This is a genomic window from Paraburkholderia rhizosphaerae, assembly GCF_004366595.1.
Taxonomy (GTDB): Bacteria; Pseudomonadota; Gammaproteobacteria; order Burkholderiales; family Burkholderiaceae; genus Paraburkholderia; species Paraburkholderia rhizosphaerae.
In genome coordinates, this window is the sequence record NZ_SORE01000010.1 from 1 (window position 1) to 13,883 (window position 13,883).

Sequence of the window (13,883 nt, forward strand, 5' to 3'; positions counted from 1 at the left end):
AAATCGACGCCGAACGGGCTGGCTGCGTGGAGCCGCTATCCGTTGCAGGTGAAGGCTGCCACCGAGCCGGTAAACGGCCGCCTGCTGATCCTGCCGCGCACACAGCTGGATGGACTCGACGGCGATGTTCGTGCAATCGACGACCACGGCGTGCGCTGGTGGCGAGTGCAGGCGATACCGGCCAACGGCGAGTACCAATCGGGCTGGGTCTGTGAAAAGGATCATCCGGGCACGCAGTGGGAGAGCCCGTGGGCGTGGCCCGGTTTCGAACTGGTGGATGCGACCGGTATCCAGTTGACCGATGCGTTCCTGCGCAATCTGTCGGTGACCGATTCGGCGAACTCCGAGGAGAAGCGCAAATTCGCACCTTCGACGGAAGCGGTAAATAACAGTGTGCTGCTGCGCCGACTCGAAGAGATCGTCGCGCGTTCGCCGGTGCCGGGCGGAGGCACTCAGCCACCCGACGAGGACGGTCGCATCGCGGTGACGGCGGTGAAGCTGCAGCGGGCGACCAGCCAGCCGGGCCTTGGCAGCGAACTTGCGCATCTCGTCTTGCGCTACGAAAGCGAGTGGGGCGGCAACATGGCGCGTTGGGAAGCGATCACGCCGCTGATGCGCAATGCGCGTGAGAACTGGGAGTGCGAACTTCAGCGGATCAAAAAGCTGCAGTGGTGGGATGACGTGAAGGGCAAGGTCGATGGCTTTCCGGATAGTCCGGTGGTGCATCACATTCATCCGGTTGCGCTGGTGGCGAATTTTTCGAGAAGGCCGACCGTCACCACAACAATGCTCAGAAAGATATGGACCAACTCCGACGTGCCAGTTGAAACGCTGTCCGAGCTCGCAGGCGAGATCAATTCCAACATGTCGGGTTATCGCCTGGATACTGAATTCCGGCTTGCACACTTTTTCGCGCAGGTAAGGGAGGAAACAGGCTCTTTGTTCCGGCTAGAAGAAGTGCTGGACTATGTGCCCAATGCTTTGAAAAGCAATTTCTCTTACTTTCGCAATCATCCGTCCGAGTCAGAAATGTATGGCCGAACGTCGCTTCACGCAGCGGATCAACAAGAGATAGCAAACCGTGCTTATAACGGAATAAGTGGTGTCACCAGTCTGGGAAACGGCTCCATTGAAAGCCGAGATGGATGGCGATATAGAGGCCGTGGGTTAAAGCAAACGACTGGAAGATATAACTATACAGCATTCAATGCCGCTTATCCGGACATATGGCCGGGCGAAAATGTCGATTTTGTAAAAAACCCCGAGCTTCTCAGTCAGATGAAATACGCCGTTCGAGCGGGCGTATTTTTCTGGTTGAACGCAAAGCTTTATGAGATCGCCGACGAGACGGATATGAGCAGCTTGGATGGAAAGGTTGATGACATTACTCGGGTGATAAATAAATCGACGAGTAGTTACGCGGCGCGTCGAAGCCACTTCCGTAACATATTGAATAACATGATTTTCTCGGAATTTGCGGAATGAAGCTAGTTTTCCTTGCCTTGACGTTCCTCTGTGTTAGTCGATGTGCACTTGCTTGTGGTGAACATGCGGAAGAAATCGCAATTGCTTTGAAGGAGAATATTCAAGCCGCTAAAAACAGCGTTAATTTTGTCAGGGATTTTGGTCCGGCGTATGTTTGCAAAACATGGCCACAAAGATCGGATTTGACCATTATTGCCGTCCCGTATAGACATGCTGTTTCAGAAAAATTTGGCAATATGGAATATTTTGGACTTATGTTGGCTGTTGTTAATGAAAGGCGAAATATCGTACTCGGCAAGCTCGATGAACCCAGGCTCGAAGTGGTAGACGCAATCATACCAACCGGCGTAAAGATCGATACTGCCGACTACAAGGTCAGCCCATCTTTGATCGCGTTTGGTATCGAAGTGATGCACCAAAATTATTCTGTAGCGGCGCCGTTTTACGGTGGATTTATGAATCTGTATGTATTGGATGGAAGAAATCTGAGAAAGATCGTTAATGGAATGCGCTCGTATCAACGCAATAGTGAGGGCGATGACCATTGCTATCCCAACGAGATTGCCGCGAAGACTATTGTGTCGATCGGAAAATCAAAATCACATGGATATTTTGATTTAAATGTGAGAAATACGAGGAGTTTTTTTAGTAGAAAATGGGATCATATTTCCTGTAAAGATGTCGAAGAAAAAATAGATTCGAGGCGGTTTGTTGTGAAATATGACGGCAGAATATATAACGTCCCGGAGCCTTTGAAAGCGATTTTGGACTGAGGATTCGATTAGGACGTGCTTGATCAAATAGAGTGCGCGGAAAAATTCGCGAAAATTCTCAAGTGGTGTATATGAGGACGCTCTTGTGTGTGCTGCTCGTTACTTATGCCTTGTTGGCAAGTGCGAGCGTCTACTGCGATCTTCGAAACCGTGATTGCAATCTATATCTTGGACGCAATGGCGCGCTTCAAGATCGATTTCGAGCGGATAAGGTTGTTGTAACCAAAATCGGTGATGAAGGAACGCCGGCTAACGTATCAATCATCAAGTACCAGAACAGCTATGCAATTATTCGTGAAAGTTTCACAAATGATCGCTCGACGTTGGTCGTTCCGCTAAAGCGGAATGGCGGAGATTGGATGTATGACACATGCGTACATGTTTGCGCTTTCAGTCATGGATTCGTCGAATGCAATTGGGAAACGATGGTATGGGACGAAAATAAGACTTCCCATGTCGCGGATCGACGACAAAAGTTACGCATCACGCTCAATGGGTCGCGCCGTGGACCTTACGACAAGGAAGTCGCGGAGAGTTTGAAAATTGAGATTCTTGAATTGCATTATTTCGATCTTCATACTTGGCTTTTCGCCATCTCACGTGTTGGCGGAGTCCTCGCTTCCAAGATTTGTCGAGGAAAGGATTCCGACTGCCATTTCATCCGAAACTGGCTTCATCGTTATCAATCGCGGTCGTTCCGAGCCACAGCGAATGACAGTGAGCTTTGCTTCGTCGCATGGCGGTAGGTGCGAAATTGCCGAATTTAAGCAAGAGGGATCAGCATTGCCGGAGATTGTCAGCGTATTTGCGGCTCACTTCAGGTCGCGCGCATTTCTGTTTCTCATTGTGAAGTGGCATTATTATCTTCCTGGCGTTGAGACGGAGGGGGATTATTACGAGGTTAAAGCATACGCCACGTCGTATAGTCCAAGTGGCACACTAACATTTAAAGTCGACGGCCACTTGTCCGAAACGTTTGGCTCCGGAATCGATGGAAGGCAGGAGGGTGCACGCGTGCGTTTTAAATATAAGGATGCGATATCCATTAAAAAAAGGCTGTCTAAATTAGACCGAGCTGCAACCGGAGAAAATGGGTGGCAATGAAACGCCTATTGTTTTTGAGCTATCTCTTAGTGTCATCTGCAGTATACGCTGGCCCTACACCTTCTCCGCCGAGCATTGAGGCAGATCGTCTGCAGAGGCGTTGTTCTATCAATTTCTCTAACGAACCATATCCCCGTGAAAATGGCGCGTTGGGTTCGCCCGTGCGCGATATCAAGGTAACGTGGCAATGTATGAATGGCGAACGTGAAGTAATCGATCAATATTCTGTGGAAGGTGGCAGTCCGGAAGTCGTTACGGTTTTGTTTTGGAAAAAGCAAAGCTTTCTAGTGCTCGTCAAATGGACGACAAATAGTCACGCGTCCGATTTTCAAGGGGATTTTTATAGGCTTTATATTTATAAATTCTCAAAAACCGCACCTCATAAAAAATTCACGCCAAATGAGACTTTGATGAGCGAGTTCGGTGAGGGTTGGGACGGCGTAATGAATGGTGTCGTGAAAGAGTACCAGTTCAAGGATGCCGCTTCCATCAGACGGAAGCTTCAGGAACTGGGGCCACGTTTGTATGACGGGAAAAAATATTTTCCCAATTTTTCGGGTTAAGCAAAAATGCCTCTATGTTTCTCGAAAACTCGGGACCGTACAGAAGTAAGTCCAAATACGGTGTCTGAAAAAAGGAATTCTTGAATTTCTCCACATCGAACTGACTCTCTTCCAGAGACCAAATTGAAGCCAATATCAACCCACAACAGCAATCAACACTTCCGGTACTTTTCAGAAATCCCAGCCTACGTCCTCGCCCGCCCCTGGGAGAACGGCAGGTTGCAAATCGCCAGCAACCAAAGCGCCATCGCCTGTTACGTATCTCCAATCCACGCTTTGATCGAAACCGAATACACCGCGATGATCGGCCGGCGCTTTGACGTGGCGCACGCGGGGGTGGATCGATCCCAAAGTATTTCTAACAGCGGATGGAGGATGGCTAGCAGTTGACGTTCCTCTCGGGTGGCCGCTGCGTGATGGGAAGATTCTTTTGCGACCCGACCGTGGTCTAGGCGCATTCGGACGCCAGATGGTTCACCGCACAAATACTTCGAATCCGCCGCCGTGTTTTGAAATCGACAGGGTGCGCTCGACCTGATCGATGGGCTTTACGAACACGCGGGATTGTTCGCATGGCGCGAGGCGAACTACAACGTGACGAAATGGAGTTCTGCACGCGTGACAGACGTAGTGACGCGTGCGGTGGCGTCGATGAAGGTTACCGAAGAAGCGCCCTCGCTACCGATAGAAGTCACGCTCTTTGATCCCGAGTTCGAACAGTGGCATGTCGTGCCCGTCGCGGGCTACATGAATCGAACATCTACTGACACATAGCAACAGGAGATCAACATCCGCCACGACATCTGCAACGGCGACACCACGACGGCCGGCGGCCTCGTCATCGCCACATGCATCCACGATTTGCTTCTAGGCCGCGCAGTCGCCTATGAAGGCGATCTCGTGTGCTGCCGGAAATGCAACAGCACAGGCAAGATCGTCTGCACCGGCGCCGGTCCGCGCGAACGAGGCCCGGACGGTCGGATGTCCGCACTCTCCGGCGATTGGTGCGTATGCAAATGCGCGGAGCCACCGAGACTGATCGCGTTACAGGATCGGTCAGGCGCACGCGCTTGAGTGGCTGCAGACGCGGAGCCCGCACACAGAAATAATGACAGGGGATACGAACCCGATGAATACCCGTACAGAAAGCGAGCGCTTAAGCACTGTCCCCACAACAACGCGGTGAAGCCGGTACAGACGAACGCTTCGCCCCAGCAAAATTGTTATGCTGTTGTACTGCTTCTAGCAAAGAAGGAAACCCCCGTGCGAGTCGGCCGCCCCGTCAAAGCTGTTCCCCAACCGCATTGCGACTACTGCGGCGCGCGTGCGCAGCTCGCGCAATTCGGCGACGCGGCCTACCCGTACCGCGACGACCACGGCGCAGTGTGGACGTGCACACCATGCGGCGCGTGGATCGGTGTGCGTCCGCGCAGCAAGCACAACGTGCCGCTTGGCCGCCTTGCCAATGCACCCCTACGCGACGCGAAAAGCCGCTTGCACGATATGCTCGAACCGTTAGCGGAAGCGAAGACACGGCGCGACGGCATCAGTGTTTTCGAGGCTCGCGCCAAAGCGATCCGGTGGGTCGCGGCGGAGCTGGGTTTCGATCCGTTGCCGTCGAGTCTTCATGCGTTGACGCTTGATCAGTGTGAGCAGGCGTTGCGGTACGTGGAAGTATGGAAGGCACATCGGCACTCGGGTTAAAACAGAGTCAGCGCGCAGGAACACCACTATGACGGTCACCATCCCACCAGAACTGATCGCTGCGCTACACGTCGCAAAGAAAGTTGTCTTCCTAACAGGCGCAGGCGTTTCCGCGGAAAGCGGCATCCCCACCTTCCGCGACGCGATGACCGGCCTCTGGGAGCGCTACAGCGCAGAGCAACTGGCGACCGCCGACGCCTTTACGCGCGATCGCGAACTGGTCTGGGGCTGGTACGAATGGCGGCGCATGCAAGTGATGAAGGCCGAACCGAATGCAGCGCATCGGGCGATCGCGGCTATTGCGTCGCAAGTCGCCAGCGTCGACGTGATCACGCAAAACGTCGACGACCTGCACGAGCGCGCGGGCAGCCACAACGTGCTGCATCTTCACGGCCAATTGAATCGACCATTTTGTTTTGCATGCCGACAGCCCCATGCACTTCAGCCTGGAACACCCGACGAGCCCGAGGGCGGCCGACGCCTCGCACCGCCCCAATGCAACCGCTGCAATGGGTACATACGTCCCGGCGTCGTCTGGTTCGGCGAGATGCTGCCTGAGGCGGAATGGAATGCAGCCGTCGAAGCATGTGACGCATGTGACGTGCTGTTCAGCGTCGGCACCTCGTCGCTCGTTCAACCAGCAGCGGGTCTACCCCTTCTAGCCGCACGACGCCGCGTGACGGTGGTCCAGGTCAACCCGAATTCAACCTCCCTCGACAGTCACGCGCGGTTCAATCTTGTTGGTGCTGCCGGCGTGATCATGCCCGCGCTTTTCGATGCGGTATGGCCCGCATCGAGTTGATGCGGAGTGCCCGCCGCTAACAAGGCATACCCGTCCACATCAGCCCTTCGCGCCAGCGCAGCGCGACATCCACTACAGCCATCGCTTGACCGAAACGGCCGCGCCGCGCAATCCGACGCGTAGCGACTCTTCACCGGCATAACGCACACCACCGTCCCTGCCACGCGTAGCAGCACCGCCAACGACCCGCCTGGCAACAAACCTGGCCACCCCTGTCAAACGCCTCCTTTATCGCGCTCCAAAGCATGCGCGATGAATCACACGCCTGTCACATAGCCTTCCTAAACTCCCGTCCTCATTACGCATTACTTTCATCATTTAAACAATGAGCTTTCGGTAATCAGACGACCTTGACGCCATGTCCCTTAAGAGCCTCATCAGAACGCTTGTCGCTTCCCTGATCGCGGCCGCCACGCTCGCCGCGTGCGGTGGCAGCGATTCGCCGACGAACACGCCCGCGACGTCGGACGCCGAACAACCTGCCCCGGTCAAGCGCTGCGCGCCTTGAGCCACGACCCCGCCTGCACAGAACCGTCAATGACATCACGCCGCAATTTTCTAAAAACCGCGAGTGGCGTCGGCTTTGCCGCTGCCACGCTGGCCAGCTTCCCGCTTAGCATCCGACGCGCGCTGGCGATTCCCGCCAACAACGCCACCGGCACGATCAAAGACGTCGAGCATGTGATTATCCTGATGCAGGAGAATCGCTCGTTCGACCATTATTTCGGCACGCTCAAGGGCGTGCGCGGCTTCGGCGACCGCTTCACCATTCCAATGGCCAACGGCCGCAAGGTCTGGCAGCAGCAACGCAGCAATGGCGCGGTGCTCACCCCGTATCACCTGGACGGCACCGCGAACAATGCGCAGCGCGCATCGGGCGCCAACCACTCGTGGGTGGATAGCCAGAACGCGTGGGACAGCGGCCGGATGTCGAACTGGCCCACCTACAAGGCCGATGTCTCAATGGGCTACTTCAAAGAGAAGGAAATCCCGTTCCAGTTCGCGTTGGCCAACGCCTTCACGTTGTGCGATGCGTATCACTGTTCGATGCATACGGGTACCGACGCGAACCGCTCGTTCCACATCACCGGCACCAACGGCCCCACCGCCGCCGGCGTGGCGTTCGTCAACAACGAGTGGGATTACATGGATGGTCTTCCGGCGTCGGTCAATACCGGCTACACGTGGAAGACCTATGCAGAGCGTCTCGAAGAAGCGGGCGTAAGCTGGATCTCGTACCAGAACATGCCGGACGAGTGGGGCGACAACATGCTGGGCGCCTTCCAGCAATTCCGCCGCGCCAATCTCGCCTCGGGCTTCCCCGTGGCCAGTGGCGGATCGCCGGGCGCGCCCTATGCCAATACCGGACAGCCGCTGCCTTATCACGCGTACGATGCCGCCGCGGACAACGCCGCGAACCCGCTGTATAAGGGCATCGCGAACACGCTGCCCGGCACCACGCCGGAAACCTACCTCGATGCGTTCAAGCGCGATATTCGTGAAGGCAGGCTGCCGCAGGTCAGCTGGATCAATGCGCCGTCCATCTATTGCGAACACCCGGGTCCGTCGAGTCCGGTTCAGGGCGCGTGGTTCCTGCAGGAGGTTCTGGATGCGCTGACGGCGGTGCCCGAGGTATGGAGCAAAACCGTGCTGCTGGTGAACTTCGACGAGAACGACGGTTACTTCGACCATATGCCTTCGCCGTCGGCGCCGTCGCGCAATGCTGACCAGTCGCTGGCAGGCAAAAGCACGCTGTCCGATGACGACATGCGCTTCGAGTACCATGCGTTTCCGCCGCCGCCGGGCAGCTCCGGTCAGCCGGCGCAGGACGGCCGCGTGTACGGGCCCGGCCCGCGTGTGCCGCTGTATGCAATCTCGCCGTGGAGTCGCGGTGGCTGGGTCAATTCGCAGGTGTTCGACCACACGTCGGTGCTGCGCTTTCTTGAAGAGCGCTTTGGCGTGAAGGAGCCCAACATCAGCCCGTTCCGTCGCGCGGTGTGCGGAGACTTGACCAGCGTGTTCAACTTCAAGACACCGAACAACGAGTCGTTGCCGACGTTGAACGGTCGCAGCACACGAGCCGAGGCCGACCAGTTGCGCAAGTCGCAGCAGGCGCTGCCCGCTGTGCCGCTGCCGGTCGATATGCAGTTGCCGATCCAGGCAAGCGGTACGCGGCCCTCTCGCGCGTTGCCGTATGAGTTGCACACGAGTGCGCGCTGCGCGGCTAACGGCACGGTCGAGTTGTTGTTCTCGAATACCGGTACCCAGGCGGCGGTGTTTCATGTCTATGACCGTTACAAGCTGAATCGCGTGCCGCGTCGGTATGTGGTCGAAGCCGGGAAGACGCTGAGCGGTAGCTGGAACGCGCAGCAGGACAACCTCGGCATGTATGACCTCTGGGTGTTAGGCCCGAACGGTTATCACCGGCATTTCAAGGGCAATCTCGGTCGTCTGGCCGACAGCGGGGTTACGCCGGAAATTCGTGTCTGCTATGACATCGCTAACGGCGATGTGTATGCCGACCTGATGAATACCGGTAAGGCTCCGTGCACGTTCACGATTACGCCGCTCGCGTATCGGACGGACGGTCCGTGGCAGGTCAAACTGGCTGGCGCGGGGATGGACACGCAGCATTGGTCACTGGCGTCGTCGGGGCAGTGGTACGACTTTGCTGTGACCTGCGATAGCGATCCGGCTTTTTACCGCCGATTTGCCGGGCGGGTGGAGACCGGTAAGCACACGGTTAGCGATCCGGCGATGGGGATGAGTGGCAACGTGCCGGTTTAAACGTAGGGACGCTTGATTGGGGTCGATCGATCCAGCTGCGGTTAAACCAGCGCTCTTGGGGTGAAGGGCGCTGGTTGTAGCGTGCTAGCAGGGGTACTTGTCCCGAATATGGTCGTTGTAATAGCTGCCCTTGGACCGCGCTTCCAGCAACTCACGATAGACATGCTCGGGAACACGACAAAAGTCGTAGCTGTGCCCCTGTTGAAAAAGGATTCGCATATGCATGCGTTGGGGATCGTAACCGACCGCGCGAATCGCGCTCGACATCACCAGGACCATTTCCATACGCGCCTCCTTTTTTCAACTCACTGCACCGCCACGTAATGATCCTCCGCCACCGCATCAAACACGGGCTTCGGCGGCAAATACCCTTCCGGATAAACCGGATTTCTCCGCTCGATATCCTTAAGCAAACTTCGAAAATCCCGCTTGAAGTCGACATCGGGAATCGGCACAGCGTCGAGCAATCGACGCGTATAAGGGTGCTGCGGATGCTTCAGCACGCGATCACGCCTGCCGATCTCAACAATGCGCCCACCGTACATCACGGCAACCCGATGGCACACGCGCTCGATCACCGACATATCATGCGACACGAACACATAGCTGATCTGGTGCTCGCGTTGCAACTGCTCGAAGATCTCCAGCACTTGTGCGCGAATGGACACATCAAGCGCAGCCACCGATTCATCCGCGACAATAATCTTCGGGTTCAAGCTCAACGCACGCGCAATACAAATCCGCTGTCTCTGCCCACCTGAAAACTGATGCGGATACCGCTTCATCACATCCGCGCTCAGCCCAACCTGTTCCAACAGCGCAGCCACCCGTTCAGTCCGTTGCCCCAGCGGCATCTGCTGATGTATCAGCAGCGGCTCACCGACCAGATCAAGCACTGTCTTCCTAGGATTCAGCGACGCATACGGGTCTTGAAAAATCATCTGCACATCCCGCCGCGCCTCCTGCAACGCTGCACGGTCGCACCCGTTCAACTCGCGCCCAAACAGCTGAATACTTCCTTCATAGGGCACCATGTTGATCAGTGCCTTACCAGTCGTCGACTTCCCGCACCCACTTTCCCCGACCAGCCCGAGCGTCTCACCGCGCCGCAATTCAAAGCTGACGTCTTCTACCGCATGCAGATACTGCTGCGCGCCCCAACCTTCCTTGCGCATCGGAAAGCGCACCGCGAGGTGTTCAACGCGCAACACCACCGGCTCTTCAGCACGCGACTCCGGCGCCGGCTGCGTCCCCGGCATCGGCACAGCCGCCAGCAGCGCCTTCGTATAGTCATGCTTCGGCTCCCGAAACAACTTCCGTGCCGTTGCAATCTCCCGAAGCTCACCCTGTTGCATGATCGCAATCTCATCGGCCATTTCCGCGACGACGCCCATGTCATGGGTGATCATCACCATCGCGGTCCCGAATTCACGCTGCAACTCCCGCATCAACTCAAGAATCTGCGCTTGCACGGTGACATCAAGCGCCGTAGTCGGCTCATCAGCGATCAACACCCTTGGCTTGCACAGCATCGCCATCGCGATCATCACCCGCTGCCGCATCCCGCCAGATAGTTCATGCGGATACTGATCCAACCGCCTCGCCGCCTCCGTCATATGCACCGCCTCAAGCATCGCCAGACTCGCCGCGCGCGCCGCACGCTTATCCGCATGCTCATGCCGCCGCAGCGTCTCCGCGAGTTGCTGCCCCACCGTCATCAGCGGGTTGAGCGACGTCATCGGCTCCTGGAAGATCATCGCGATCTGCTTGCCGCGTATCGCTTCCATCTGTGACTGCTTCAGGGTCGTGAGGTCGCTGCCGCCGAAGCGGACCACGCCGGCCGCGACGCGCGCCGCGCGAGGCAGCAGCCCCATGATCGCGAGCGACGTGATCGACTTGCCGCTCCCCGATTCGCCCGCGATGCAAAGCGTCTTGCCCGCTTCGACGGCAAAGCTGATATCGCGCACGAGGTAGCGGCTCGCCGCCCCCGTGCCCACTTCGACGGTCAACCGCTCGACCTTCAACGCGGCCTCTGGCGCCACCTGTTCCACATCTGTCAGCGCGGACATCGACGCCCTCATGCAAATACAATCTTCGGGAAGTAGAACGACACCACCCAGTTCGGCGCGTCCACAATTTCGCTGATCCGCAGATCGCCGCACACCGAACACAGCATGTACGCGTCCTCCGCCGGCATCTGATGCGTCGCGCAAAGCCAGTCAACGGTACGGCTCACGGCGTCACGCGCGGCCTGCATCAGATCGTTGCCGATGCCGGTGCACACTTCGTAGCCCATTCCGTCAAGATGCCGTGTCACCGGCCCCGGCGTGCTGAAGCGCGGTGTCGCGAGCTTTTCGTTCTTGATCAGATCGAGTTTGAGCGTCACGCTCATCGCGCTTTCGATGGCGGTCCCGCACACTTCCCCATCGCCCTGCGCCGCATGCGTATCGCCAATCGAAAACAGCGCGCCTTCCACTTCCACCGGCAAATACAGCACCGTGCCCGCCGCGAGATCGCGTATGTCGAGGTTGCCGCCTACGCGCCGCGGTGGCACCACCGAATGCCGTCCCGCTTCCGCGGGCGCGACACCGATCGTCCCCGCAAACGGCTTGAGCGGCACCCTCGCGTACTCGCCGAACGCCGCCGGCGTGAGCGCGGCGCTGTCGTACTGCCACAGTTGCAGCGCGGGTTCGGTGAACTGGTCGGCTAGCAGGCCGAAGCCCGGGATGTTCGCAGTCCAGCCGAAGCCGCTCGGCTTGAAGCTGTCGATCGTCACCTTCAGCACGTCGCCCGGTTGCGCGCCCTCCACATAAACCGGGCCGCTGACCGGATTGATCTTGTCGAACGGCATCGCGCTCACATCGGCGGCTACCGAATCGTGCTTGAAATAGCCGTTGCTCGAATCGTGGCAGTCGAATTCGAGCCAGTCACCCGGTGTGGCTCGCAGCACCGGCGCGATGCTGTTGTCCCAGCCGAAATGGTGCTGCAACGCGTGAATCGTGCGGATATCGCATTGCTTGCACATCACTTCACCCAGATGTTTTCGTAGTTGACCGGATAGTGAACCGGGTCCGTGTACAGCGCGTCCGCGCCGCCCATCCGCGGCGAGCGCACCGTGATGCGCGCTTCGTTGAACACCGGTACCCACGGCGCGTCGGCCATCACCTGACGGTAGATGCCGGTCCATTTCGCGGCGCGCTCGGCCGCCTGATCGGGCTTCACGAGCGAGTCGGCCTGGGTGGCCGCGGTATCGAGTGCCTTGTTGCAATAGAGCGCCCAGTTCCAGCCGCCGGGCGTCGCGCTCGAGCAGCTCAGGATCGGGCCGTAGAAGTCGGACGGATCCGGAAAGTCGGCAAGCCACCCCATGCCGCCCGACCAGATCATCGGCGCCTTGTCGCGCGTGCCGCCCGCCGCGATGATGTTGCTCTGCTCGAGCGACTTGATCTCCACCTTGATGCCGACTTGCGCGAGGTCCTGCTGGATCGCCTGGGCGATGCGCGGCTGCGGATCAGTGTTCATCACGTACAGCTCCGTGTTGAAGCCCTTCGCGTAGCCGGCCTCGGCCAACAGTTTCTTCGCGCCGGCCGGATCGTACGAATAGCCCTTGAATGCAGGGTCGAACGCGGTCATGCCCGGCGGCAGAATCTGATTCGCGACCTTGGCGCGGCCGTTGATGATGCGAATCACGTGGTCCTTGTTGATCGCCATGTTCACCGCCTGGCGAACCTTCAGGTTGTCGAACGGCGGCAGCGTCGTCTTCAGCGTCAGGTAGCTCGTCTCCAGTTGCGAGCCGACGACCAGCAGGCCCTTGTAGCGCGGATCGGCGCGGAATTGCAGGTATTGCGCGGGCGGCACACCGTCGCCGGCAATATCCACTTCGCCGCGCTCGAGGCGCAGCAACGCGACCGACGGGTCCTGGCCAATCTGGAACGTCATCCCGTCGACGCGCGGAAGGCCCTTCTGGAAGTAGTTCGGGTTCTTCTTGAACACGATCTCGTGCCCGAGCTGCCAGCTCGCGAGGCTGAACGCGCCGCTGCCCACCGGATGATGGCCGAAGTCGCCCTTCGCCTGTTCGACCGCTTCCTTCGGCACCACCGACGCGAAGTTCAGCGCCAGCACTTGCAGGAACGTCGCGTCAGGGCGTGTCAGCGTGAGCTGCACCGTGTAGTCGTCGAGTGCTTTCACGCCGGCAAGGTTCGTCGTCTTGCCGTCCGCGACCTCCTGGTAGCCTTTGATCGACGCGAAGAAGCTCGCACCGGGGCTCTGCGTCTTCGGATTGACCGTGCGCTCCAGCGAATATTTGACGTCGCTGGCCTTCATTTCGCGGCCGTTCGTGAACTGCACGCCGTGGCGCAGCTTGAACGTATAGACCGTGCCGTCGGGCGACACCGTATAGCTCTCGGCCAGCGACGGCACGAGGTCCGTCGTGCCCGGCTTGTAATCCATCAGGCGGTCGAACACGCTCTTGATCAGCGACCAGTTTTGCCAGTCGTAGCCGATCGCGGGATCGAGCGTGCTCACGTCGTTCTGGTACGTGATCGTGATCGTGCCGCCGTTTTTAGGCGTATCGGCGGCGCACGCGAAACCGGCATGCAGTGCGACGAGCGCCGCGACGGTCTGGGACAAAAGCAGCTTTTTCATGGGACGAGCCTTCTTGTTGTCGAT

Annotated in this window: 12 protein-coding genes; 8 read left to right on the top strand and 4 right to left on the bottom strand. The window is 58.0% G+C overall.

Translation table 11 applies throughout. From position 1 onward, the window contains the following. The 8 genes from BX592_RS33815 to BX592_RS14515 all read left to right on the top strand — a co-directional run. Positions 1-1,485 (top strand): glycoside hydrolase family 19 protein (locus tag BX592_RS33815; RefSeq protein ID WP_425021714.1); only part of this gene is annotated, 1,485 nt, incomplete at its 5' end. After that, complete coding sequence (locus BX592_RS14485; RefSeq protein WP_134192484.1) at positions 1,482-2,258, top strand: PA3715 family protein; 777 nt, start codon at positions 1,482-1,484, stop codon at positions 2,256-2,258. The genes BX592_RS33815 and BX592_RS14485, both read left to right, overlap by 4 nt. Before the next feature lie 89 nt (positions 2,259-2,347). Continuing rightward, the gene (locus tag BX592_RS14490) at positions 2,348-3,004 is read left to right on the top strand and encodes a hypothetical protein (RefSeq protein ID WP_134192485.1); all 657 of its coding nucleotides are present in this window, start codon (positions 2,348-2,350) and stop codon (positions 3,002-3,004) included. Between the two features lie 354 nt (positions 3,005-3,358). Further along, entirely contained in the window at positions 3,359-3,925 is a 567-nt protein-coding gene (locus tag BX592_RS14495) for a hypothetical protein (RefSeq protein ID WP_134192486.1), read from the top strand. Positions 3,926-4,726: 801 nt separating this feature from the next. Further along, the gene (locus BX592_RS34405; protein WP_341804369.1) at positions 4,727-4,999 is read left to right on the top strand and encodes a PAAR domain-containing protein; all 273 of its coding nucleotides are present in this window, start codon (positions 4,727-4,729) and stop codon (positions 4,997-4,999) included. Between the two features lie 189 nt (positions 5,000-5,188). Beyond that, complete coding sequence (locus BX592_RS14505) at positions 5,189-5,629, top strand: zinc-finger-containing protein (protein ID WP_134192487.1); 441 nt, start codon at positions 5,189-5,191, stop codon at positions 5,627-5,629. After that, on the top strand, positions 5,574-6,431 hold the full coding sequence (locus tag BX592_RS14510) for an SIR2 family NAD-dependent protein deacylase (RefSeq protein ID WP_243849554.1): 858 nt from the start codon (positions 5,574-5,576) through the stop codon (positions 6,429-6,431). Before BX592_RS14505 ends, BX592_RS14510 begins: the two co-directional genes overlap by 56 nt. A gap of 537 nt (positions 6,432-6,968) precedes the next feature. Then, positions 6,969-9,218 (top strand): phosphocholine-specific phospholipase C, encoded by a 2,250-nt coding sequence (locus BX592_RS14515; protein WP_134192488.1) that lies wholly within the window; start codon positions 6,969-6,971, stop codon positions 9,216-9,218. A gap of 84 nt (positions 9,219-9,302) precedes the next feature. Here BX592_RS14515 and BX592_RS14520 read toward each other — a convergent pair whose 3' ends face one another. The 4 genes from BX592_RS14520 to BX592_RS14535 are packed head-to-tail and all read right to left on the bottom strand — an operon-like array spanning position 9,303 to position 13,859. After that, a complete protein-coding gene (locus BX592_RS14520; protein WP_134192489.1) occupies positions 9,303-9,503 on the bottom strand; it encodes a KTSC domain-containing protein in 201 nt (66 codons plus the stop codon). A gap of 20 nt (positions 9,504-9,523) precedes the next feature. Beyond that, positions 9,524-11,287, bottom strand: coding sequence for an ABC transporter ATP-binding protein (locus tag BX592_RS14525; RefSeq protein WP_134192490.1), 1,764 nt, complete (start codon positions 11,285-11,287; stop codon positions 9,524-9,526). A gap of 8 nt (positions 11,288-11,295) precedes the next feature. Further along, positions 11,296-12,243 carry an acetamidase/formamidase family protein gene (locus BX592_RS14530; RefSeq protein ID WP_134192491.1) on the bottom strand — a complete coding sequence of 316 codons (948 nt, stop codon included), beginning with the start codon at positions 12,241-12,243 and terminating at the stop codon, positions 11,296-11,298. After that, complete coding sequence (locus BX592_RS14535) at positions 12,243-13,859, bottom strand: ABC transporter substrate-binding protein (RefSeq protein WP_134192492.1); 1,617 nt, start codon at positions 13,857-13,859, stop codon at positions 12,243-12,245. The genes BX592_RS14530 and BX592_RS14535 overlap by 1 nt, the downstream gene beginning before the upstream one ends. Between the last annotated feature and the right edge of the window lie 24 nt (positions 13,860-13,883).